This window comes from Clostridium sartagoforme (assembly GCF_004794105.1).
Taxonomy (GTDB): Bacteria; Bacillota; Clostridia; order Clostridiales; family Clostridiaceae; genus Clostridium; species Clostridium sartagoforme_B.
Map to the genome: position 1 here is coordinate 14997 of NZ_SRYR01000006.1, position 24745 is coordinate 39741.

At 29.3% G+C, this 24745-nt stretch carries 17 protein-coding genes; 14 read left to right on the forward strand and 3 right to left on the reverse strand.

Annotation, left to right across the window (positions count from 1 at the left end; translation table 11 throughout):
- Positions 1–213: 213 nt before the first annotated feature.
- Complete coding sequence (locus E5347_RS11530; RefSeq protein ID WP_136007379.1) at positions 214–1575, reverse strand: dicarboxylate/amino acid:cation symporter; 1362 nt, start codon at positions 1573–1575, stop codon at positions 214–216.
- A gap of 262 nt (positions 1576–1837) precedes the next feature.
- On the opposite strand from E5347_RS11530, the gene E5347_RS11535 reads away from it, so the two are divergent.
- From E5347_RS11535 to E5347_RS11550, 4 genes are all read left to right on the forward strand, one after another.
- Positions 1838–2023 (forward strand): hypothetical protein, encoded by a 186-nt coding sequence (locus E5347_RS11535; protein WP_136007380.1) that lies wholly within the window; start codon positions 1838–1840, stop codon positions 2021–2023.
- Positions 2024–2295: 272 nt separating this feature from the next.
- Complete coding sequence (locus tag E5347_RS11540; RefSeq protein WP_136007381.1) at positions 2296–3168, forward strand: shikimate dehydrogenase; 873 nt, start codon at positions 2296–2298, stop codon at positions 3166–3168.
- A 62-nt stretch (positions 3169–3230) separates the two neighbouring features.
- Positions 3231–3677 carry a type II 3-dehydroquinate dehydratase gene (gene aroQ / locus E5347_RS11545; RefSeq protein ID WP_136007382.1) on the forward strand — a complete coding sequence of 149 codons (447 nt, stop codon included), beginning with the start codon at positions 3231–3233 and terminating at the stop codon, positions 3675–3677.
- Positions 3678–3935: 258 nt separating this feature from the next.
- Positions 3936–5939, forward strand: coding sequence for an FAD-dependent oxidoreductase (locus E5347_RS11550; RefSeq protein ID WP_136007383.1), 2004 nt, complete (start codon positions 3936–3938; stop codon positions 5937–5939).
- 451 nt (positions 5940–6390) lie between these two features.
- On the opposite strand, the gene E5347_RS11555 is transcribed toward E5347_RS11550, so the two are convergent.
- Complete coding sequence (locus E5347_RS11555; RefSeq protein ID WP_136007384.1) at positions 6391–7611, reverse strand: MFS transporter; 1221 nt, start codon at positions 7609–7611, stop codon at positions 6391–6393.
- A gap of 299 nt (positions 7612–7910) precedes the next feature.
- Here E5347_RS11555 and E5347_RS11560 point away from each other — a divergent pair, with 299 nt between their 5' ends.
- The 6 genes from E5347_RS11560 to E5347_RS11585 all read left to right on the forward strand — a co-directional run bounded on the left by E5347_RS11560 (position 7911) and on the right by E5347_RS11585 (position 16168).
- Positions 7911–8816, forward strand: coding sequence for a LysR family transcriptional regulator (locus tag E5347_RS11560; protein WP_136007385.1), 906 nt, complete (start codon positions 7911–7913; stop codon positions 8814–8816).
- A gap of 513 nt (positions 8817–9329) precedes the next feature.
- Positions 9330–10394: a phosphate/phosphite/phosphonate ABC transporter substrate-binding protein gene (locus tag E5347_RS11565; RefSeq protein ID WP_136007386.1), complete on the forward strand. Its 1065-nt coding sequence runs from the start codon at positions 9330–9332 to the stop codon at positions 10392–10394.
- A gap of 78 nt (positions 10395–10472) precedes the next feature.
- Positions 10473–11237, forward strand: a complete 765-nt coding sequence (phnC, locus tag E5347_RS11570; RefSeq protein ID WP_136007387.1) for a phosphonate ABC transporter ATP-binding protein — start codon at positions 10473–10475, stop codon at positions 11235–11237.
- The gene (gene phnE, locus E5347_RS11575; RefSeq protein WP_136007388.1) at positions 11234–12055 is read left to right on the forward strand and encodes a phosphonate ABC transporter, permease protein PhnE; all 822 of its coding nucleotides are present in this window, start codon (positions 11234–11236) and stop codon (positions 12053–12055) included. The genes phnC and phnE (E5347_RS11575) overlap by 4 nt, the downstream gene beginning before the upstream one ends.
- 10 nt (positions 12056–12065) lie before the next feature.
- Positions 12066–12875, forward strand: coding sequence for a phosphonate ABC transporter, permease protein PhnE (gene phnE / locus E5347_RS11580; protein WP_136007389.1), 810 nt, complete (start codon positions 12066–12068; stop codon positions 12873–12875).
- 368 nt (positions 12876–13243) lie between these two features.
- Positions 13244–16168 carry a SpaA isopeptide-forming pilin-related protein gene (locus tag E5347_RS11585; RefSeq protein WP_136007390.1) on the forward strand — a complete coding sequence of 975 codons (2925 nt, stop codon included), beginning with the start codon at positions 13244–13246 and terminating at the stop codon, positions 16166–16168.
- 93 nt (positions 16169–16261) lie between these two features.
- Here the strand turns inward: E5347_RS11585 and E5347_RS11590 are convergent, their stop codons facing one another.
- Positions 16262–17155 carry a LysR family transcriptional regulator gene (locus E5347_RS11590; protein WP_136007391.1) on the reverse strand — a complete coding sequence of 298 codons (894 nt, stop codon included), beginning with the start codon at positions 17153–17155 and terminating at the stop codon, positions 16262–16264.
- Positions 17156–17417: 262 nt separating this feature from the next.
- Here E5347_RS11590 and E5347_RS11595 point away from each other — a divergent pair, with 262 nt between their 5' ends.
- The 4 genes from E5347_RS11595 to recQ all read left to right on the forward strand — a co-directional run bounded on the left by E5347_RS11595 (position 17418) and on the right by recQ (position 24705).
- Entirely contained in the window at positions 17418–19118 is a 1701-nt protein-coding gene (locus tag E5347_RS11595) for an FAD-dependent oxidoreductase (protein ID WP_136007392.1), read from the forward strand.
- Between the two features lie 118 nt (positions 19119–19236).
- A complete protein-coding gene (locus E5347_RS11600; protein WP_136007393.1) occupies positions 19237–20490 on the forward strand; it encodes a YeeE/YedE family protein in 1254 nt (417 codons plus the stop codon).
- Positions 20491–20591: 101 nt separating this feature from the next.
- Complete coding sequence (locus tag E5347_RS11605; RefSeq protein ID WP_136007394.1) at positions 20592–21902, forward strand: APC family permease; 1311 nt, start codon at positions 20592–20594, stop codon at positions 21900–21902.
- A 355-nt stretch (positions 21903–22257) separates the two neighbouring features.
- Complete coding sequence (gene recQ / locus E5347_RS11610) at positions 22258–24705, forward strand: DNA helicase RecQ (RefSeq protein WP_136007395.1); 2448 nt, start codon at positions 22258–22260, stop codon at positions 24703–24705.
- Positions 24706–24745: the final 40 nt, after the last annotated feature.

A 24745-nucleotide genomic window follows, 5' to 3' on the forward strand; every position in this document is an offset into this window, starting at 1 on the left:
ATCATTTAAAGTCATCCTGAAATCTATAAAAATATGTTTAAATTCATAATTAAAGCCTTAAATCTTAACCTTATATAGAAACTAAGTAGGTATTTAATTTGCAGAATGAAATGAATTATATGATTTTGTTATATTATCTGAGTATATAGATTGTTAAAATGAAAAAAGCTATTGCATAATTAAATGCATAGCTTTTTTTAAATATGTAATATTCTAGCTCATATATATATCTTTATCTAAACATCCTTCAGAATTTGAAACAACTATAGCAGTTGCAGAATCACCAGCAACATTTAAGCAAGTTACTAACATATCCATTGGACGGTTTATGGCAAGAATTAAAGAATAAGCAACTAAAGTTGCACTATTACTAAAGCCCATACCTGTTAAGACTGTAAATAGAATTATAGCTGAGGATCCAGGGGCTGAAGGAGTACCAACTGATGCTATGAGTGCAAAAACTGCTATTAATAATATATTATGAAAATCTAAGGCGTATCCTGAAGATGCTGCAATAAAGATAGTTCCTATAACTTGCATAATTGCAGTACCATTCATATTTATAGTCATTCCTAATGGAAGTACAAAATAAGCTATATCTTTATTTGCACCTAGCTCTTCAACAGTAGTTTTTTCATTTAATGATAATGCAGCAGAAGAAGAGGCCGCAGAAAATCCTAGTAAAGCAACTTTTGCAAATTTTTTTATAAATATCATTGGATTTAGCTTAGTAAATGAATATATGAATAAAGGATAACATGTAAAGAAAACAAATATTGATGATATTGAAACTATAGCCATATACATTAAAGCAGGTCTAAGTTGGTTTATTCCATATACAGCAAAGGTTCTAGTTATTAATACAAATACAGCAATTGGACTAAATTTAGATATAATAAAATTTAAAAAAACAGAAATAATATTATTAATATCTATAAGTAAATTCTTTAAAACTAATATCTTATCACCTACGGAATTAATACACAGACCTACAACCACAGCTAAAAATACTATTGCTAATACCATACTATTATCTGATAAAGTAGATGAAATATTGCTTGGTATCATATCTATAATAACTAATAATGGATTACTACTAACACTAGTGTTAATAGATGAAGATATATCTGCATTAATATTTATACTAAAAAATCCCAATTTATAAGATATAAATCCAAATAAACATGCTACTATTAAAGAGTATATAGAAGTAGCTAAAAATCCTAATAAGGTTTTTGAAGATATTCTTCCTAATTTTTTTGTATCACTAATATGGCACATAGAAAGAGCTATTGATGAAAATACCATTGGAATTATTATTAATTGAAGACAATTAATAAATAACTGACCTAATATATAAAAAATACCTATAGAATTTTTCCCTTCTTCAGTAGATATATCTTGAAATAATAGATTATTGATAATTTCCCATATTGAAGCCTTGTCATTGCTAATTAAAAATTCTCTTAATAACATAAAAAGTGTACCAACAATTACTGCAAGTACAAGAGAAATAGCCATTTTTATAGCTAATTTAGTAGATTCACTTTTTCCCTTTAAAAAATTAAATGTCATAAAAATATCTCCTAATAATATTTAATATTTAAATTAAGTGTTTGACATTGTATTAGCGAAATATAATTATTTAACGTTAGCATAAATATATATTAGATAAATAAATATGTCAATAATTTAACTATCAACTAATGATAAATAAGTGTTGATATATAAATAAAATCTATAAATTCAATAGAAAATTTCTATATATAATTACTAAGATTAAAATAAAGTGATAGAATATAATGTAGAAAGTTTTATACAAGGGGGGCTTTAAAAAATGAAATTTAATAAAGAAAACATGGGGAAATATAACTTAATTAAAAGTAAGGATACATTTAAATGTAGTGTATGTAATGAAGAAACTAATTATATAGATTATTGGAGTGATAATAAGTTTTGCTCTACAGAATGTAAGGATAAGTATTATAATTGGATAAAAAATAATAAGGATATGATTGTATAAAGTATATTAATGTAAGAGCTATATTTATTAATATGCCATTTATAAAGAAAAATAATATAATTTTTAAAATATATAGATTTAATCTATAGATAATGTAGTAAAAATCAATTGGATTAATATAACTTATTATAATATAATAAAATTAAATTAAGTGTTAAATATTTAACGTTCATTTTGTTTTAGATATTATGAAAGAAATAAAATATTCTAAGTTGAAGTTTAAATAAAGTTTGGGTAGTTATAAAGTATCCAGATATAAAGGAGAGAATACAATGGAAAAACGTATTTCAGGTTATACTACATTAATAGGATTATTAGCAACACCGATAAAACATACAAGTTCACCAAAGATGCATAACGAAGCATTTCAATATTTAGGATTAGATTATGCTTATCTTGCATTTGAAGTTGGAAATGACGGTTTAGAAGATGCAGTAAAAGGATTAAAAGCAATGCAAGCTAGAGGATGCAATGTATCAATGCCAAATAAAACTGTAATTCATAAATATTTAGATAAGCTAACTCCAGCTGCTGAACTTGCAGGAGCTGTAAATACAGTTATAAATGATGATGGAGTATTAACAGGACATATTACTGATGGTGTTGGTTATATGACGTCATTAAAAGATGCTGGATTTGATATTATTGGTAAGAAAATGACTATAGTTGGTGCTGGTGGAGCAGCTACAGCAATATGTATTCAAGCAGCTTTAGATGGAGTGTCTGAACTTTCAATATTCAATCAAGATGACGAATTCTTTGCAAGAGCAGAAGAAACAGTTAAGAAGATTAATGAAAAAACAAATTGCAAAGCTAAACTATATAGACTAGAAGATAAAGAAGCATTAAGAAGAGAAATTGCTGATTCTGTAATATTTACAAATGCGACAGGAATGGGAATGAAGCCATATGTAGGCCAAACATACATAGAAAAAGATATGTTAAGACCTGATCTTATAGTAAGTGATGTTGTATATCAACCAGCAAAAACTAGATTATTAGAATTAGCAGAAGAAGTTGGATGTAAAACAATAAATGGTCTTGGAATGATGTTATTCCAAGGAGCGGAAGCATTTAAGTGTTGGACTGGTAAAGAAATGCCTATAGAACATATGAAGGAATTTTTATTTGGAGATAACAAATAGGTATTATTATAAAAGATATTTAATAAAAACATTTTGCTAAATGAGTTTTGGAGGGAAAATATATGAAATTCATGGTTATTAATGGACCAAACATAAATATGATTGGTGTTAGAGAAAAAGGAATATACGGATCAAAGAGCTTTACTGAAATATGTGAATATATAAAAGAAGAGGGAGAAAAGAGAGGACATGAAGTTACTCTTCTTCAAAGCAACTGTGAAGGAACTATGATTGACTTTTTACAAAGAGCATACTTTGAAAAGTTTGATGGAGTTGTAATAAATCCAGGTGCATACACACACTATAGCATAGCTTTACATGATGCAATAAAAGGTAACACTGGAATTCCAACAGTGGAAGTTCATATATCAAATGTACATGCTAGAGAAGAGTTTAGAAAAGAGTCTAAAACAGCTCCAGCTTGCATTGGACAAATGTGTGGATTTGGTGAAAAAGGATATGTACTTGCAATGGAAGCACTAGAAGATTATATAACTAGAAATAGATAATTAATAAAAGAATATATGAAAGGCTGTTGCAAATAGTTGCACAGCCTTTTTAAATGAGGAATTAGTAGATAATATTTTATAAAGAAAAAATAATAGTAAGTTTAACTACTCTAAATCATAGATTATTTCTATGGAAAATCCTTAAAACATTCATTAGATTTATAGAAATTTTAAGTTTATAATGAAATTAATAATTTTAATAGACGTAATTCATAGACATAAAAGTTAAAACTTTATCAATTGTAGGGAGAATGGAAGATGAATAAATACGAAAATATATTTAAGCCACTAACAGTTAAAAACATGACTATTAGAAATAGAATTGCTATGCCTCCGATGGGGACAAACTATGGTGGAGCTATGGGTGATTTCACTGAAGAGCATGTTCAATATTATGAAAGAAGAGCTAAAGGTGGAACTGGATTAATAATAGTGGAAAATGCATGCGTTGATTTTCCAATGGGATCAAACGGCACAACTCAAATAAGATTAGACCATGATAGATATATTCCGAATTTATACAGATTAACAGAAAGATTACATAGACAAGGTGCTTGTGTAGCTATCCAAATAAATCATTCAGGAGCATCAGCTGTACCAGGAAGAATAGAAGGAAATACTCCAGTATCATCTTCAGATATACCATCAAAAACTGGTGGAGCTATTCCAAGACCTCTGACTGTAGATGAAATATATGCAATAGCAGATAAGTATGCAGAAGCAGCAAAAAGAGCTCAAATGGCTGGATTTGATGCAGTAGAAATACATGGAGGACACTCATACTTACTATGCCAATTCTTATCTCCTCTATATAATAAGAGAACTGATGAGTTTGGTGGAAGCTTAGAAAATAGAACAAGATTTGCAAAATTAGTATTAGAAAAAGTTAGAGCAGCAGTAGGACCAATGTTTCCAATAAGCTTTAGATTTAGTGCAGATGAGTTTATTGAAGGTGGTAATAAGTTAGAAGATACTTTAGAAATGATGGAATACCTTGTTGATGAAATTGATATATTAAATGTTTCAGCAGCAGTTAATGATACACTACAGTATCAAATAGATGCTAATTACTTAAAAGATGGATGGCGTTCATATATGGCTAAAGCTTTCAAAGAAAAGTTTAATAAGCCAGTTATAACAGCAGGAAATATTAGGAATCCAGAAGTAGCTGAGAAGATATTAGCAGAAGGATATGCTGATTTATTAGCAATGGGACGTGGACTTATAGCAGATCCAGAATGGGTTAATAAAGTTAAAAGCGGAAGAGAAGATGAATTAAGAAAGTGTATATCTTGTAATATAGGATGTGCAGGACATAGAATAGGATTAAATAGACCAATAAGATGTACTATAAACCCAGAAGTTATTTTAGGTGAAGAAAATCATAATTCAATGAAAGTTAACAAGCCAGTAAATGTTGTTGTTATTGGTGGGGGTACAGCAGGACTTGAAGCTGCTTGCACAGCGGCTGAAGTTGGATGTACTACATTCTTATTTGAAGCTAAACCTTACTTAGGTGGATTAGCTAGAGAAATAGCTAAATTACCAGCTAAAGATAGAATTAATGACTTCCCAGATTATTTAATTAATAGGGCTAAGAAATTAAGAAATCTTTATATATTTACAAATACAACTGCAACTATTGAAGCAATAGAAAACTTAAAACCAGATGTAATAGTGAATGCGACAGGTTCAACTCCATTATTACCTCCAATAACTGGATTACATGATAGAGTTGATAAAGAAAATTCAAAAGTATTATCAATATTTGGATTAATAAATAATATTAAAGAATTTAATGCAATGGACTTAGAAGGAAAGAAAATAGGCGTTATTGGTGGAGGCGCTGTTGGACTAGATGTAGTTGAATACTTCGCTCATAAAGGTGCTGACGTTACTATAGTTGAAAGAATGCCAGCTGTAGGAAATGGAATGGACATAATAACTAAACTTGACTTCATGACTATGCTTAAGAAGAAAGAAGTAGATGTAAGAGTTGAAACTTCATTATTAGAAATTAAAGATAGCAGCTTCATAGTTAATAAAGATGGCGTAGATGAAGAAATAGAATTTGATTATGGATTTGTATGCTTAGGAATGAGAGGATACTCACCATTAATGACTGAATTACAAGAGAAGTTCCAAGCTAAGAACGTTGAAGTTGTTAATATTGGAGATAGTGTTAGAGCTAGAAGAATAATTGAAGGTGTTGAAGAAGGAAGACATATTACTGATACACTTAAGAGAATTGGTGCTCTATAATTTAAATGTCAATAGAAGTATTTATTTATATACAACTAGTATGACTAATTAGAATGATATATTAAAAATATTTATATTTAATATATATATAGGGGATGTTACATAATGAAAGTTGTGTGACACTACAATTACTTTCCCATCTAGAATAGCATTTGGCTGCTACACAACTAAGGTTGTGTAGCAGTCCGTTTTTATTATAAAACTGAAAAAGATGTTATAAAGTTACTTAAAATAATGATTATGATATATTCACTTAAATAACTAATTATGAAAGTTTACTTGGTTTATCTTGAAGCATAAAGGCTTCTTTAGTTTTATTTAAAGGTAATCCGAAAGCTATAGTTATAATTATAACATCAATTAAAGAATTTATATCTATTTAAAACTCTAAAAATCTATAAGTAAAATAAAAGGCTATGCACATTAACGCATAGCCTTTTATTTCATTATTCTAAGAAGCCTTTAATTCATTTTTCTTAACTACATTGTATCTTATGTTAACGATAAGAGCTAGTATAACTCCTAAAGCAGTTACACCTATATCAAATAGTATTACGTGGCTTAAGTTTATATCTGCTAATATACCTGTGATACCTGGAACAACAGTAGAAGATATACTTGAAGCTGTAAATACTATACCAGTAATTTTACCCTTGCTTGTTGGGAATAACTCTGACATTGATGTTAAAGCTAATTGTAAAACTCCACCTGCAGCAGAGAATCCTATTACGAATGCAGCAACTACACAAGTTAAAGTACTTGGGAATATCCAAAGAACTATTAACATTATTAAAGAAATTAGTGGGTAAACAAATGTAAATCTAACTTGTTTAATCCATTTCGCAACTAATATTGAAGTAACGAATACAGATACTATTGATCCAGTACTGTAAATACTTATAAGTTTAAGTGATATTGTTTGTTCAACACCAGCAACTTCTCTTGCAAATGATGGTAACCAGTTTGCGATTATTTGGAATGTTGCAGTAGCAGTAAATCCGATTAATATTAAACATATACCTTCGATCCAGAAGTTAGCTTTAACTTTATTTTCAACTTTTTCTTCTGAAACAGAATCTTTTTTACTGTCATCAGTTTTGAAAGCTGGAAAAGGAAGCTTCAATATAAATAATCCATTTATTACAAATATAATTATACATAGTATGAATGACCATCCATAGTAAAGATTATTGCTAATTAAAAAGCTTATTATCCATGGTAATAAGAATTGACCAGCAGATATAAAGGCTTTAATAGCAACGTTTGCACTTCCTGATGCATTAGGGAAACATTCGGTTAATGCAGGATAAGTACCAGCATCCATAAATGAATTAGCCATACCAGCAAGTAGTGCAAAGAAGAATGCCATTGTTACATTAGTACTTATTAAGATACCGCCCATAAATATTACATAAGTTATCATTCCTAAAAGAATAAATGGTTTTCTACCATATTTATCAGATAAGACACCTGATACAAATAAAACAATCAGTCTACCTAATCCAAGGGCTGAGATAACATAGGCTACACCAGCTTTGTTAGTATTTAGTTGTTCAATTAAAAAGTCAATATTTTGTGCTAATATTATACAGCCCATACCATGTAGAAAGTAGTTAATATACATGGATAATGCAGTAGGCATGTACTTATTTTTGGTAAGTGTATTTTGCATTTTTAATACTCCTTTGATAAAATTTTAACGTTATTAATTACAAGATTGTTATTTAATTTACAATATAAATTTTAATATATTATTTTCAATAAATCTAATACATATTATTGCATTTATTTATAGAAATAATCTATAAATATGTTATACTTAGAATATTATTGTAGGTTTGCTTTAATATAATTGAGATAAATTATATACAAAAGAATGTTATTTTAATATCTAAGTTTATATATGGCATATAAAATTTTGGATTTAAAAATTTTTGTTATTAAGAAACTTAATAGGAAAGGGAAAATCTTATGAATTTAAATCACTTAAATTATTTTAGAGTCTTAGCAAAGCTTGAACATTATACTCAAGCAGCTGATAAATTATCAATAACTCAACCAAGCTTAAGTCATGCTATGTCATCATTAGAAAAGGATTTAGGAACATATTTATTTGAAAAGCAAGGAAGAAATATAAAGTTAACTAAATATGGAAAGATATATTTTGAATATGTAGATAGAGCATTAAGCGAGCTAGAAAAAGGCGAAAGAAAGCTAAGAGAATTAACTAATATTTCATCTGGAACTATTGAATTAGGATACATATATACACTTGGTCCAACTTTCGTACCAATGTTAATTAAAAAATTTGTAACAGTGGAAGAAAATAAAGATATAAAATTTGTATTTGGTCAAGGGACGACAAAGGTTCTTATAGAAGAACTAAAAAATGAAAAATATGATATGGTACTTTGTTCATATGTTGAAAATGAAGATGAAGTAGATTTCATACCAATAGAGAATGAGGAATTAGTTGTGATTGTATCTAATGAGCATCCCCTAGCTAAAAAGGAAAGTATTGATTTAATAGATTTAGATAATTATCCATTTATAGGTTTTAGTGAGAAAAGTGGAATAAGACCATTAATAAATAAATTATTTGAAAAAATAGACTTAAAGCCTAATATAATATGTGAAGTTGAAGAGGATAATGCAGTAGCAGGATTAGTAGAAATAAATTATGGGATTGCAGTTGTTCCAAGGATATCATCTTTGAAGAATTATAATATAAAGATTCTACCAATAATAAAACCAACACATGAAAGGTTTATATATCTTGCAACTTTAAAAAATAGATACTTAACGCCTTCAGCAAACTTATTTAAAAACTTTATTACAGAAAATAGTAAAGATAAATTTTCAGATATTAAAAAATAAAAAAGTGTTGGAATATAATATTTAATTACTACAAAAGGAAGCAAAAATGCTAATAAGAAAGGTTTATAACGAGACAACAAGAGGTGTATCTTGTAGAAGAGCTAGAAAAGAACAAAATAGAAGATAATTTTAGATTGTTGAAGGTTGTAGTTTAAACTACAACCTTTTTTGACGTTTTCTTTAAATTAAATAATAAAGGCGCAAATTATCTTTGGATGAAGTATTTTTTATCACTTTTGAATACGATTAAATATAGTTAGTAATGTAGTTCTAGAATAAAAATTAAAAAAGTAGAATTAATTAGACCTAACTAGTTATTAGAAGAATAATGTAAAATTTTATTTACAACAATTTTACATTAATAGGATATAACTAACAAAATTATTCGGATATAATTTTAATAGATTTAAATGATTTATAGAAATTCTTAATTAAAATATAATTTAATATTTTCAATTACTTACGATAAATTTAATCATTTAATTTGTAAAAATAAAAGAAGGAGAGAATTTTATGAAGAAAAAGATGTTATGTTTAGCGATGATGCTAATGGTAGGAATGACAGCTATAGTAGGGTGTAATAAACAAGTTTCTAATGATTCAGGAAGTACTGCGCAAGAATTCAATGAAGATAAGAACATAGATAAATTAAGAGTATATTTTGTTCCATCAAGAGAACCACAAGAAATTATAACTGCAACAGAACCTTTAAAGGAGATGTTGACAACGGAGTTAGGAAATGAAGGTTATAACGTAAAGGAAGTTGAAATTACTGTTGGAACGAACTATGAAGCTGTTGGAGAAGCTTTATCAGCAGGAACTGCAGATGTAGGATTAATTCCAGGAGGAACTTATGTATTATATGACGATGGAGCAGAAGTATTATTAACTGCTACAAGGGATGGATTAAAGAAGGATTCTGATAATGCAAAGGATTGGAATGATGGAAAAGAAACAGAAAAGACCACTGAACAAGCTGTATCATATAGAGCATTAATGATTGCTGGTCCATCTGAAAAGGGAAAAGAGTTAGCTGAAAAAGTAAATTCAGGAGAAAAATTAACTTGGGATGATTTAAACAGTGCAAATCTTAGTGTAATGAGTTCATCATCTCCAGCGGGATATATCTATCCATCATTATGGCTTCAAGAGAATTTTAATAAGAGCATTACAGATCTTCAACATACAGTACAATCAGATTCTTATGGAAGTGCTATGGCTAGACTTGCATCAGAACAAGTAGATTTAATTGTTGGATATGCAGATGTTAGAAATGATTATGTAGATAAATGGACAAGTGAATATGGAAGAAGCAGTTCTGTTTGGGAAGAAACTAATGTAATAGGGGTAACCCCAGCAATTTATAATGATACAGTTAGCGTAAGTAAGACATCTAAAATTATGACTGATGGTCTTAAGAAAGCTTTATCCAATGCATTTATTAATATAGGAAACACAGAAGAGGGCAAAGAGGTTATAGCTATTTATAGTCATAAGGGATATAAACCTGCAAAATCTTCAGACTATGATAATGAACGTCAAGCGCAGGAGTTAATTAAGAAGTTAAACAAGCAATAAGATAATAGGTCTATGGCAGGAGTAGTCCTGCCATTTTTTACTTTGTAATATGAATATTAAGAAAGCTAAGGTGACAGTATGATAAAGTTTGAACATGTTTCTAAGGTATATTCAAATGGCGTAAAGGGACTGGATGATGTTACATTAACTATCGATAAGGGGGAGTTCGTAGCTATAATCGGCCTATCAGGAGCTGGTAAATCTACTCTTATTCGTACAATTAATAAAATAATAGATATTTCATCAGGAAAAGTTATGGTAGATAAAATAGATGTTAGTCAATTGAAAGGTAAAGAGTTAAGAAAGTTTAGAAGAAAAATTGGAATGATATTTCAATCCTTTAATTTAGTAACTAGAGCTACTGTAATTAGAAATGTATTAACAGCAAAAGTACCAGATATGCCCTTTATTAAGGTACTCTTTGGATTGTTTTCAAAAAAGGATAAGATAGAAGCATTAGAAGCATTAGATAAAATGGGAATTGTAGAAAAAGCATTTTTAAGATCTGATCAATTATCTGGAGGTCAACAACAACGTGTTGCTCTGGCACGTACTTTAGTGCAAAATCCAGAGATTATACTTGCAGATGAACCAGTATCTTCTTTAGATCCTGTAACAGCTAAACAAGTTATGGATGACTTTAAGAGAATTAATAAGGAAATGAATATATCAATTTTAATAAATATACATCATGTTGAGTTAGCATTAGAATATGCAGATAGAATTATTGGTATTCAAGATGGAAAAATAGTTTATGATGGCAAAGCTGAGAATGTTAATAATGAAATACTTGATAGAATTTATAAAAAGGATTTAGATAGAAAGTCAACGGTGTCATTATGAAGATATATGACAAGCTTATAAAACCCCAAAAAGTTAAATTGAATAATGGTAAGATTATTGATATAAAGCCATCAAAAACTCCAATTATTTTAATTATACTTATAATTTCAATGATTATTTCTATAAAGGTAACAGGATTTGATTTATTAATATTAATTGAGAGAGGAAATGAATTTTTTGTAATTTTAAGGGATATGGTTCCACCTAACATTGAGTATATGCCAAGCGTATGGAAGCCATTATTCGATACAATTAAAATGTCTGTGTTAGGATCATTTATTGGAGCAGTTACAGTAATTCCATTTGCTATTATAGCCTCAAATAATATTGTGAAAAACAAGATTGTATTATCAATAGCGAGGTTGTTTTTAAGTATAATACGTACTCTTCCTACATTAGTTATAGCATTGATAGCTACTTATATGTTTGGACTTGGGACTATGGCAGGTACTATTGCTATAGGATTATTTACTTTTGCATATGTAGGCAAGCAATTATATGAACTTATAGAAACTGTGGACATGGGATCTTATGAAGCAGCAGAGGCAATAGGAGCAAGTAAGGCATCAGCTTTTGTAACATCAATAATTCCTCAAGTTTTACCATCATTTTTATCAGTATCTCTCTTTTGCTTTGAAGGAAATGTTAGATATGCATCAATTCTTGGATATGTCGGAGCAGGAGGCCTTGGAGTAATATTAAATGAAAAGATAGGATGGAGAGAGTATAGCAGTGTTGGGATGATTTTAGTTGCACTTTTTGTAACAGTAGTAATAATTGAATGGATTAGCCACTATTTAAGAGTGAAGCTTACATAGGAGGGATGAAATGAAAGAAGCAGTTAGAAATCAATATGAAAATCAACCTAACTATTGGTTATGGAAGTTAGTAGTTGCAATTATAATAGCTATTTTATTAGCATGGTCTGGAACTACAATTAATATAAATGAACTAACTAATAATGGGTTCAAAATTGCCAGCAATATATTATCAGGAATATTCCATCCAGATACGAATTTATTATTTAATTTTACCACTTCTGGTGTAGCGTATCTACTTTTAGAAACAGTTTGTATAGCTTTTTTAGGGACTGTAGTTGGAGCAGTATTAGCAATTCCACTTTCATTTATATCAGCTACTAATGTTGTTCCGAAGGGGATAGCTTTAATTGGACGTTTTATTATTATGGCAATTCGTACAGTGCCTGCCTTTGTTTATGGGCTAATGTTTATAAGGGTAACAGGGGGAGGAGCTTTTGCAGGGTTATTAACAATGTCTTTATGCTCAATTGGTATGATATCTAAGATGTATATTGAAGCCATTGAAGATCTTGATATAAAAATATTAGAATCTTTAGATGCTTGTGGTTGCACAACCTTCCAAAAGATACGCTATGGAATCCTTCCTCAGCTTTTTCCTGATTTTACATCTACAATAATATATCGTTTTGATATGAATTTAAGAGATGCTACAGTGTTAGGAATAGTTGGAGCTGGTGGAATAGGAGCGCCTCTTATTTTTGCAATGAACTCTTATAGGTGGAATGAAGTAGGTGCAATATTAACTGGATTAATTATTTTAGTATTAATAATAGAATTTTTTTCAACTAATATTCGTTCAAAATTGGCAAGAGGATAAAAGTATATTATCTAATATTTCAAAATATAACTTATTATATACGAGATAGTAGCTCTATTAAGATAGGGCTACTACTTTTTTTATGAGGAAAGTACTTTAATTCTAAAAATATAAATTATTAACAATTTTTTATTTATTTTATATCTTATTTAACAAAACAATATTTGAAAATGATTAATATTAAAATCAGTTACATAATTTAACAATAAAACTTCTGATTTAATATAAAAATCACTTTCTGATAACATTTACTTTTAATATACAACAATATATATATTTGCCTATATTACCACATAATGTATAATTAAAATATGCAGAAGAAATGAGCAATAATGAATATAAATAAAAGTAATTAAAGGAGGAAAGTGATGAAATTGAGAAAAGTGAAAAGAGTAACGGCATTTATTTTATCAGCTTTGATGATGCTGATAAATATGACTAATATAACATATGCTGAAGAAAATGTAGTTTATGAAGTTGGTATAGGAAAGATGGTTGGAATTGTTGAAGCAGCAAATGATCCTGGAGAAAATATGAGTGTAGCTGATCCAGATATAGCTGAACTTGTCTTTGCAATAGATAATAAGGATGGTAAGTGGAAGGTCATGGCTAAGGGACTTAAAATAGGTGAAACAACAGCATCTATTAAATTAGTGGGTGAAACAAGTGCTAAAACTTATTCTATTAAAGTCGTAGATGGATCAATAAAAGATGGTGTTCAAAGAATTAGTGCAAATAACTTAACATGGACTCCAGTATCAGGCAAAAACCCACTAGGTGGGGCAGATGACTTTAGTGCTTTATTCTTTAATGAGTTTAAGGATTTTAATGAAACAGGAGGACCGGTTGTAGCTAAGAAGATTACCAATGTTAAAATTAGTACATTCGATAAGGGCTTAATAGGTGGAATTAATCAATTTGATGATATTGAAATTCCACAATTTAATGTAGGTCTTATAGCACAAGAAAGTATAAATGGTGACTCTAAAATATTAATTAGTAATGGTGATGTAGTTGTTGGTACAAATGTAGATATTAGCAAACTAGATGTTAAGGATAAAGAAGGAGTAATTTATAAAAATCAAGAACAAATAGATAGCTTCTTAAAAGATGCAAGATCTGACCTTATAAAATTAAACAATGATTTATGGAATAAGGAGATAACATCAAAAACAAAATATGATGATAAGACAATTACATTTGATTTGGTTAATGGACTTAATGTTTTTGAAGTTGATTTTTCTTCAGGAAGAAAGAATATTAATTTTAACTATATAAATGACGATGCAAAAAATAGTACAATTATAATTAAGGTTAAAGGGAATATTGTTGACTATAAGGATATGTTTCTAAATGGAAAAATATTACATAGTGAGAATACTGATAATCTTGCTAATCGTATAATTTGGACTTTTGATCCATCTATAAAAGGTAATGATATTGATATTGAGGTAAAAAATACTATAGTACGAGGCTCCTTACTTGCTCCAAGTGCTAATATAGCTTTTACAAGTGGATATTGTGCTATTGATGGTACTATTATAGCTAATGGATTAGATGCGAGTAATGGAAGTACTAATTCAGAAATACACTGGGTTGGACGCTTTATGGGGAACTTTGGGAATGAGCCTATTGAAGAAACAGGATCATTCCAATTTAATAAAAAGGATAACCACGGAAACGTAGTTAGTGGAGCTGAATTCTCACTATATCAAGATGAAGAAGTTAAATATACAGCAACTTCTACAGGTACTGGAGTAGTATCTTTCAGTGGTATAAAAGAAGGAAATTATATATTGAAGGAAACAAAGGCACCTGATGGGTATGAAATATCTACTGATGAAATAATAGTAACAGTAGATAAAGATGGAATAGTTACCTTCAATTTAGATGGTGAGGAAGAAGCTTTAACTGATCTAAATGGAATCTTTGTTAATAATATTAGCAAAACTGAATTTAGTTTCAGTAAAGTAGTATCTGGAACTGATACAGGAATTCCAGGCGTAGAATTTAAGTTAATGCAAGATAATAAAGAAGTTGCAACGGCTGTATCTAATGAAAATGGAGTTGTAAGTTTTGAAAATATTGAATTAGGAACCTACACATTAATAGAAACAACTCCAACTGGCTACAAAGAAGCAGGGCCATGGACAGTAAATGTTACAAAGGAAGGTACATTTATTGATGAAAGTAAACTTGAGATAATAGAGAATGAGAAGATCATTGAAAAGACTGGTTCATTCCAATTTAATAAGAATGACAACTATAGAAATCCAGTTAATGGAGCAGAATTTGCCCTATATCAAGATGAAGAAGTTAAATATACAGCAATTTCTACAGATACAGGATTAGTATCTTTCAGTGGTATAAAAGAAGGAACTTACACATTGAAAGAAACATCCGCGCCAAAGGGATATGAAGTTTCTAAGGTGGAAGTAGAAGTAACAGTAAATAGTGATGGAACAGTTACTTTCAAGGAAAGTGGTGTAGTAAAGACAGATGAAGATTTAGAATCACTTTATATAAATAAAATGATTTTAGGTAGAATTAGCTTTACTAAGTATATTAATGATAAGAAGGGTATTCTTGCTGGTGCAGAATTTGAATTACTAATTAATGGTGAGAGATATGGAGTAACAGTATTCTCAGATGTAAATGGTTTAGTAACATTCTTAAATGTAAAACCAGGAGAGTATGAAATTAGAGAAGTAAGTTCTCATAGTAAGTATTTCAAAGCTTCAGACAAGGCTTTCACTGTTGTAATTGATGAGAATGGAGTAAGCTCCCTTGTTGGTGAAGCTAAGACTGAAGCAGAAACACTATTTATAAATAAAGTAGAAAATTCTATTCAGTTTATTAAATATGGTGATAATAACTCTGTTTTAAGCAATGCAACCTTTGAACTTCTTAAGGGAACAGAAGTTATAGCAACATCTATTTCTGATAAAAATGGAGTTGTAAGATTTGAAAATATACTTCCTGGAGAATATATAGTACGTGAAAAATCAGCACCAAATGGATATATAAAATCAGAAGCTACTAGAAGGTTAGTAGTTAAGGATAATGGAGAAGTTTCAATAACAGATTCAGAGATAAAAGAATGGGAAGAAGCATTTAAGAATAAAGCTGATAAGTCTGAAGAAGGGCCTATAGAGGAGAATGATAACACTACTAATAATAATGAAGATAAGATAACAGTGCCACAAACTTCTGATGAAACAAATGTTATATTCCCAGTGTTAGCAGCTTTCCTTAGCTTAGCAGGTATATTCTTAATTAGAAAAATAAAGTAGAAATAATAAAAAGATTCTGTTGCACAATATAAAGTAAATAATTAGTAATAAAAAATAAAGGGGCTGTTTTATAAACAGCCCTTTTAATTATATCTAATAACAAAAACATCTCTTATTTGATGTTAAAAATTGAACAAACTTTTCTTCATGATCTGTAAAATTATAGTTTTTTCTAAAGGCTATGTAGTAATTATATGGAATTTCTAGGCCTTCAATAGTAATTTGTCTTAAGGCACCTGTCCTAAGTTCGTGGGTAACTACTGATTCTGGAAGGAAGGAGTACCCTCTACCAGAAGCCACTGATGATTTTATAGATTCAAGAGAGTTTAAGGAAATTAATATATTTAAGTTATCTAATGAAATTAATTTGTTTTGAAGAGCTTTTTCTAGTAAAGCAAGAATTCCTGAGCCTTCTTCTCTTAAAACTAAAGGCAATTCAGTTAATTCCTTTATAGAAATAGAACTCTTAGTAATATTTCTACCTCCAACTAAGATTAGTTTATCAGGCATTATAGGAGTTGTACTAACATTATCAGGAACATCCATATCTTGAATAATAGCAATATTAGTAGCGTGGTTTGTCAGGTTTTTTATAACATTATATGAGTTATCTATTTCCATTGATATATCTATATTGAAATGGATTTCCTTAAAGGTATAAATGCTACAAGGCAATATATGTTCACCAATGCTTTTACATGAAGAAATAAATAGTTTAGACTTTTTATTTCTTAGATTCTTTAAATTACGCTCAAGGTTGTCCTGTAATGAAAGCATACTTTCAGCATATTCAAAGACTACCTTACCTTCCTCAGTTAAGGCAACTCCTTTATTACTTCTATTTAAAAGGTTTTCACCAATATCATTTTCTAAGCTCTGTAATTGCATACTAAGGCCAGGTTGAGTTAAATGTAGCTGCTTAGCAGCTTTAGAGATACTATTACACTTTACTGTTATATAAAAAGAACGTAAGTAAGTTAGATTCATTTGTTCACTTCCCCTAAATTTCATAGTTCTTATATTCTATATTAACCATATAATATATGTCAAATTTTGAAGATATATAAAACTTACGTTGGAGATGTATAAAATATACTTTTTAAGTGTATATAACATTTGCTTATTGTAGATAAGGAATACTTATTACACCTAATGAGTTATTATATGTTATCCTAAAGAAGGATAAAAATTTAACAATCTATACTGGTCAGTCAAAGTAATTGTTTTATATAGATAGGAGAGTAATGGTATGAGTAAAAAAGTAGTTATTGTCGGAGGGGTTGCTGGGGGAGCATCAACTGCAGCTAGATTAAGAAGATTAGATGAAAGTGCTGAAATAATAATGTTTGAAAGAGGACCACACGTTTCATTTTCAAATTGTTGTTTACCATATCATCTAAGTGGAAAAGTTGAAGATCATGAAGATTTAGTTTTAATGAAACCAGAAAAGTTCTTTAGTCAATATAAAATTGATGCAAGAGTATTTAGTGAAGTAGTTAGAATTGATAGAGAAAAGAAAGAAGTCACAATAAGAAATGTAGTTAACGGAAAAGAGTATGTTGAGAGTTATGATAAGCTAGTACTTTCACCAGGAGCTAAAGCAATAGTTCCACCTATTAAGGGAATTGATGAGGTGAATTTATTTACAGTAAGAAATGTAGTAGATATAGCTAAGCTTAATGTATTTATTAAAGAAAGTAGAAGTAAGAACATTACGGTAATTGGTGGTGGATTTATAGGAGTTGAGGTTGCAGAAAACTTAAAAGAGGCAGGATATAATGTTTCTTTAGTAGAAGCAATGGATCAAATAATGAAACCATTTGACTATGATATGGTACAAGTATTACATAAAGCTATGTATGACAATGGAGTTAATCTTATAGTTGGAGATAAGGTAAGTTCATTTGAAAAAGATACAGTAGTTTTAGAATCAGGAAAAAAGATTATATCAGATGCAGTAGTTATGGCAATTGGAGTTATCCCAGAAACTGATTTAGCTAGAGAAGCTGGATTGGAAATAGGACAAACAGGTGCTATAAAAGTAAACACTAATTATATGACTAATGATAACGATATATATGCAGTAGGAGATGCTATAGAGGTTCATCATGCATTAACAAATAGCATAACTAAGCTTCCACTTGCAGGACCAGCTCAAAAGCAAGCAAGAGCAGTAGCAGATCATATTAACGGATTACCTGTTAGAAATACTGGATTTATTGGTTCATCATGTATCCAAGTATTTGATTATAATGGAGCATCTACTGGTTTAACAGAGGGTCAAATTAAAGCTCTTAACTTAAATATTAATTATGAGGTTGTTAGAGTAATACCTCAAGATAAAGTAGGATTAATGCCAGGAAGTGAGCCACTGCATTTTAAATTAATATTTGAAGTACCAACAGGAAGAGTATTAGGAGCACAAGCAATAGGTAGAGGAAATGCAGATAAGAGAGTTGATGTAATTGCTACATTAATTAAGTTTAATGGAACAGTTTATGATTTAGCAGATTTAGAACTTTGTTATGCACCACCATTTGGAACTGCAAAGGATGTTGTTAATCATGCAGCATTAGTGGCAACTAATCTTCTGCAAGGAACATTTAAACAAGTTTATTTACATCAAGTAAGGGACTTAGTAGAAAGTGGAGCTTATATCATAGATGTAAGAGAAGAAGATGAGTATGAATTAAGTCATATCAAAGGAGCAAAGAATGTTCCATTAAGTCAATTAAGAGATAGAGTTAATGAAATACCTAAGAATGTACCAGTATATTTACATTGTAGAAGTGCACAAAGAAGTTATAATGCAGCACTAACTCTAGGACATTTAGGTTTTGATAATATATATAATGTTTCAGGTGGATTTATGGGAATTAGTTTCTATGAATACTATAGCGATATGATAAGCGGAAGAGAAAAGATAGTTACAGATTACAACTTTGATTAATAAAAGGTACTTTGGGACAAGTTTTAATTTTTAATGAGGCTATTTGTAAAGCAGCCTCTGAATAAAAGTAGGGATTTAAAAACTTTAAATAAATAATTAATTAACATAGGAGGATATCATGAAAAAAGGACAAGTATTTATAGGATTTGGAATTATTGCTGCAATTACTGCATTTATTATGACTAGTTATGCGGATAAAAGTAAGTTAGCATTATTTCTAATTACAGGGTTAATGTTAGGTTATGTACTACAAAGATCTAGATTCGGATTTGCTGGTGGAGTTAGAAAGATAGCTATGACTGGTGATGGGAAGCTAAGCAAAGCATTATTATTCTTATTTGCTATAACTGTAATTGGTGTAGCTGGAATTCATTATGCAGGAGCACAAAGTGGAGCTGAAGCTGCTTTTAGAGCTGCTAAGGATGTTGCTACTATTCCTGGTACAGGCAGCGTATCTGCAATTTCATTAGGATTTATAATTGGTGGAATATTATTTGGTATCGGTATGGTACTAGGTGGAGGATGTGCTTCAGGTACATTATCAGATACTGGTGAAGGTTCAGTAAGAGGTTTAATAGTTCTTTTCTTCTTCTGTATAGGAGGAATGCTTGGTACTTGGAATTTACCTTCATTAAAGAAAACATTCTTATATGAGAATTCATTAACTGTTTATTTACCAGATACTTTTGGATATGTTGGTGCAGTATTAGTATCATTATTACTACTTTTAGGACTATATTTTATCGTTAAGATATATGAAAACAAGAGAAAGAAAGCTGGAACTCAAAAGCTAGAAGAGTATGCTGAATGGGAAAAGGCAATTGAAGAAGAAAAAGAATATAAGGTTTTAAGTAATAAAACTTATCATAAGCTTTTTGTTGAAAGATGGTCTTTCTTTACAGGAGCTGCATTAATAGCAATATTATTTATATTTATAATTAATACAACTAATTCAAGCTGGGGTGCATCAGGCCCATATACTCACTGGGGAGTATGGTTATTTAGTAAGTTAGGAATTGACTTTGGAGCAATAGAAGCATTTAAAGGAAGTGCTGAAGTAGTTACTAAAGGAATATTAAATGATCCAGTTTCAGTAAGAAATATAGGTATTATTTTAGGGGCTGCTATCTGTATGTTACTAGCTGGAAGATGGAAGCTAACTGTAAACTTTAAAGCTAAGGATGTTGCATTCTATGGCTTAGGTGGTATATTAATGGGATATGGAGCAAAACTTGCAGGTGGATGTAACGTTGGTGCTTTATTCTCAGGAATAGCTAACCTTTCATTATCAGGATGGGTATTTTTAGTAACACTTGTTGTTGGTGGTTTACTAGGAGTTAAATTAGTTAAGAAATTTAATATACCTGCATAGATAGCAATAACATGATAATATAATAGAAGAAATATTTTACAAGCCTATGTAGTTAATTCTACATAGGTTTTGTTGCTAAAGAAAAGTAGAAAGGAAAAAATATGAAGAAATATCTTAATAGGCTAGATGTATTTTCTATTGTTGTAGGTGGTATTATTGGTTGGGGATCATTTATGCTACCAGGAACTAAATTTTTAAAGGAAGCTGGAGTAATAAATACAGCTATAGGACTTATACTAGGAGCATTATGTATTATTGTAATTGAAAGAAACTATGAAGTTATGATGTCCAATCAAAATGAAGAGGGAGGAGAATTTGCCTTTACATATAATAATTTAGGGAAAAAGCATGGGTTTATTGTTGGGTGGTTCCTTACCTTAGCTTATTTTACAATGATTCCTCTAAATGCTACTGCTTTTCCATTAGTTATAAAGAAGTTAGTGGGTGGAGTTTTAGAGTTTGGATATCTATATAATGTTGCAGGATATAATGTGTATATAGGTGAAATACTTGCAGCTAGCATTATTATTCTGATTTTTGCTTATTTTAATATAAGAGGATTAAAAGAATCTACTAGGATACAGAATATTATAATAGTAATACTAATATCAATGGTGTTTTTAGTCTTTATAGGAATGATATTTAAGGGAGAAAGGGAAGCCTTCGTTCAAACTTATATTAAAGAATACTCATTTGATATAAAGGCAATAGCTATGGTATTTGCTATAACGCCCTTTGCTTTTATTGGATTTGATGCTATTCCTCAATTAAGTAATGAATATAAATTTTCAGCTAAAAAGGCATCAATAGTTGCTGTAACTGGGCTTATTATAGGAACATTGATATACAATATATTAAATATAATAACAGCTTTAGCTTATACACCTGAACAAGCAGTACTCCTTGAGTGGGCAACTGGTAGTGCTGTGCTAGGAACACTAGGAAAAGTAGCATTCTTTATGCTTATAATGGCATTATGTGGTGCGGTATGGAGTGGAATTAATGGATTTATGATTTGTAGCTCAAAGCTACTAGGATCTGTAGCTAGATATAAGATGCTACCAGATAAAATGGGGAAGGTAAATAGAAGTGGAGTATACAAAAATGCAATACTATTTTTAACATCTATAAGTTTAATAGCTCCATGGTTCGGTAGGGAAGTTATAATATGGATTGTAGATATGTCATCTCTTGGAGCAGCTGTAGCATATCTTTATGTTTCATATATTGCATATAGAAAGACTGAAAAGAAATCTGGTAAGGTATTTTCAATATTAGGAGTGATGATAAGTATTTTATTTATATTATTATTACTACTTCCAATGTCTCCAGCTGGATTAGGAAAGGAATCTATGATATCCCTACTAATATGGAGTGTTATGGGGATTATCTTTTATTTTAATATTAAGTAAATTAGTAGAAATACTCGTAGTATTATTAAGGATTTTAATATAATTATGTGATTATCATATTGTTATATTTTCACCTATTAGATATTAAATTTAACGTTTAAGATAATTAGGTTATAACCGTACTGACAAATAGGTACGGTTTTTTTATTGGTTTTTTATTAATTACAAATAATACATAAAGTGTATAAAAAAGTAAATAAACTATTATAGCAATTGTTTATTTTTATTTATTTTTAAAATAAGAAGAGATATCGATATTTAGAAATATAGTAAATTAAAATACTAATGAATATATTTAGAGATACAGTGCTATAATTAAGATAATAAAATAGAAGGATAAATAAGGAGAATAGCATTGTCAGTTGATAAATTAGAAGTTTTAGAAAAATATTTTGGATATAAGAGCTTTAGAAGAGGGCAAGAAGAGATAATAGATGAAATAATAAATGGTAGAGATGTTCTTGCAATTATGCCAACTGGAGGGGGGAAGTCTATTTGTTATCAGATTCCATCCTTAATTTTGGATGGAATAACAATAGTAATTTCACCACTTATATCCCTTATGAAAGATCAAGTTGATACCTTAAATTCTACTGGAATTAATTCTGCCTTTTTAAATAGTTCATTATCTATGTATGAATTTAATGAAATAATGAATGGGATTGAGAATAATAAATATAAGATAATTTATGTTGCGCCTGAAAGACTTCTTTCAAATGATTTTATTACAGCAATTACTAAGATTAAGATAGCACAAGTAGCAATTGATGAGGCTCACTGTGTATCTCAGTGGGGACATGACTTTAGGGTAAGTTATAAAGGTATTGCAACCTTTATTGATAAACTTATAGAAAGACCAATTATTACAGCTTTTACTGCAACTGCATCAGAAGAAGTAAGGAGTGATATTGTAAATTTATTAAAGCTTAATTCGCCTAAGGTATTTGTAACAGGATTTGATAGAGAAAATTTAAGGATTAATATTGTTAAAGGTATAGAGAAAAAGAAGTTTTTAGTTAACTATATAAAAAATAATATTAATGACTCTGGAATAATATATGCAGCAACAAGGAAAGAAGTAGAAAGTATATATGAATTATTAAAGAAGAATAAAATTAATGTAGGAAAGTATCATGCAGGCCTTTCTAATGATGAGAGAATTAAAAATCAAGAAAGGTTTATAAATGATGAAGTTACTGTAATAGTTGCAACTAATGCCTTTGGAATGGGAATTGATAAACCTAATATAAGATATGTTCTTCATTATAATATGCCTAAAAATGTAGAAGGATATTATCAAGAGATAGGTAGAGCTGGGAGAGATGGTGAAGCAAGTGAATGTATTATGCTTTTTTCACCAGCAGATGTTATTACTCAAAAATACTTAATAGAAGTTAGTACTGAAGATCCAATAAGAAAGAATAATCAATATAAGAAGCTTCAACAAATGACAAGCTTAGTTTATATAAATAGCTGTTATAGGAAATATATATTAAATTACTTTGGAGATTCCTATGAAGGGGAATGTGATAATTGTAGTAATTGTTTAAATAAAGGTGAGGTTAAAGATAAAACTATAGATGCTCAAAAAGTTATGTCTTGTATTTATAAGATGAAGAGAAGCTTTGGAGTAGGTATGATAGTAGATGTTCTTAGAGGATCTAAAAATAAGAAGCTTTTAAACTTTGGTTTTGATGAAATAAGTACTTATGGAATTATGAAAGAGTACTCAAGTGATGGATTAAAGGAATTTATAAATATATTAATTGCTCATGGATATTTAGATGTTAATGAGGAATTTTCAACTGTGGCTTTAAATAATATATCTTTTAAAGTTATAAAGGGAGAAGTTGAAGTTCTACTTAAGGAAGTTAATATTGAAAGTAATAAAGCAGAGAATAATGACTTATTTGATAAATTAAAATACTTAAGACGTGAAATAGCTGAAGAAGAAAAGAAGGCTCCATATATGATATTTGGTGATGGTACTTTAAGAGAGATGAGTATAAAGTATCCTATAAATAAGGATGAAATCCTTCAAGTATCAGGAGTTGGTGAGATTAAGTATGAGAGATATGGAGAAAGATTTATAGAAATTATTAGAGAGTATGTAGCTGCTAATAATATTAAGAAGGAAGTAGCAATAGAAGAAGTACAATTAGAAGAAATAGAAGATGATTACTTTGAAGTGAATAGTGATAATGAGCTTTTAGAAAGACTTATAAAAATAAGAGAAGAATTAGCTAAAAAGCTTAACCTACCTGTATCAATGGTTTTAAGTAAGAATACATTGAAAGAAATAAGTGGAAGATATCCTAATACCTTAGATAAACTTAAAGATATAGGCGGAATTGGACCAAAGAAGATTGAAGGATATGGTCAGCAAATAGTTGAAGAAGTTAATAATTATATTATTGAAAAGGGCATTGAACCTATTTGGAAAGAAAAGAAGAGGAAAAAGCTTATTATAGATGGAGAAACTAGGGCATCTTCTGAAATAGCTTTAGATAGACTTAATATGGGGGAAGAGATAGAGTATATATCAGGGGATATGGAAATATCAATTTCAACTATCTTAGGATATGTTACAGATTATATAAAAGCAACAGGAGATTATAGTATTAAGATAGACCTAGATAAGTACTATGATAAAGAAAATGAAGATATAATTTTAAGTTCTATTAATAAAAATGGAATAGATAAAATTCAAGTTATTAAAAAGAGTTTACCAGACTATATTAAGTACGAAGCTATAAGAGCTGTAATACTAAAAAACAAGTTTATGAATGATAAAATTTCTTAATATATAATAAAAGGAGCTACTAAAATCCATATGTACTTAT

Excerpts from the sequence above, each read along its gene's own strand:
- E5347_RS11530 (WP_136007379.1), bottom strand. The coding sequence starts at position 1,575 with ATGACATTTAATTTTTTAAAGGGAAAAAGTGAATCTACTAAATTAGCT.
- E5347_RS11535 (WP_136007380.1), top strand. The coding sequence starts at position 1,838 with ATGAAATTTAATAAAGAAAACATGGGGAAATATAACTTAATTAAAAGT.
- E5347_RS11540 (WP_136007381.1), top strand. The coding sequence starts at position 2,296 with ATGGAAAAACGTATTTCAGGTTATACTACATTAATAGGATTATTAGCA.
- aroQ (WP_136007382.1), top strand. The coding sequence starts at position 3,231 with ATGAAATTCATGGTTATTAATGGACCAAACATAAATATGATTGGTGTT.
- E5347_RS11550 (WP_136007383.1), top strand. The coding sequence starts at position 3,936 with ATGAATAAATACGAAAATATATTTAAGCCACTAACAGTTAAAAACATG.
- E5347_RS11555 (WP_136007384.1), bottom strand. The coding sequence starts at position 7,611 with ATGCAAAATACACTTACCAAAAATAAGTACATGCCTACTGCATTATCC.
- E5347_RS11560 (WP_136007385.1), top strand. The coding sequence starts at position 7,911 with ATGAATTTAAATCACTTAAATTATTTTAGAGTCTTAGCAAAGCTTGAA.
- E5347_RS11565 (WP_136007386.1), top strand. The coding sequence starts at position 9,330 with ATGAAGAAAAAGATGTTATGTTTAGCGATGATGCTAATGGTAGGAATG.
- phnC (WP_136007387.1), top strand. The coding sequence starts at position 10,473 with ATGATAAAGTTTGAACATGTTTCTAAGGTATATTCAAATGGCGTAAAG.
- phnE (WP_136007388.1), top strand. The coding sequence starts at position 11,234 with ATGAAGATATATGACAAGCTTATAAAACCCCAAAAAGTTAAATTGAAT.
- phnE (WP_136007389.1), top strand. The coding sequence starts at position 12,066 with ATGAAAGAAGCAGTTAGAAATCAATATGAAAATCAACCTAACTATTGG.
- E5347_RS11585 (WP_136007390.1), top strand. The coding sequence starts at position 13,244 with ATGAAATTGAGAAAAGTGAAAAGAGTAACGGCATTTATTTTATCAGCT.
- E5347_RS11590 (WP_136007391.1), bottom strand. The coding sequence starts at position 17,155 with ATGAATCTAACTTACTTACGTTCTTTTTATATAACAGTAAAGTGTAAT.
- E5347_RS11595 (WP_136007392.1), top strand. The coding sequence starts at position 17,418 with ATGAGTAAAAAAGTAGTTATTGTCGGAGGGGTTGCTGGGGGAGCATCA.
- E5347_RS11600 (WP_136007393.1), top strand. The coding sequence starts at position 19,237 with ATGAAAAAAGGACAAGTATTTATAGGATTTGGAATTATTGCTGCAATT.
- E5347_RS11605 (WP_136007394.1), top strand. The coding sequence starts at position 20,592 with ATGAAGAAATATCTTAATAGGCTAGATGTATTTTCTATTGTTGTAGGT.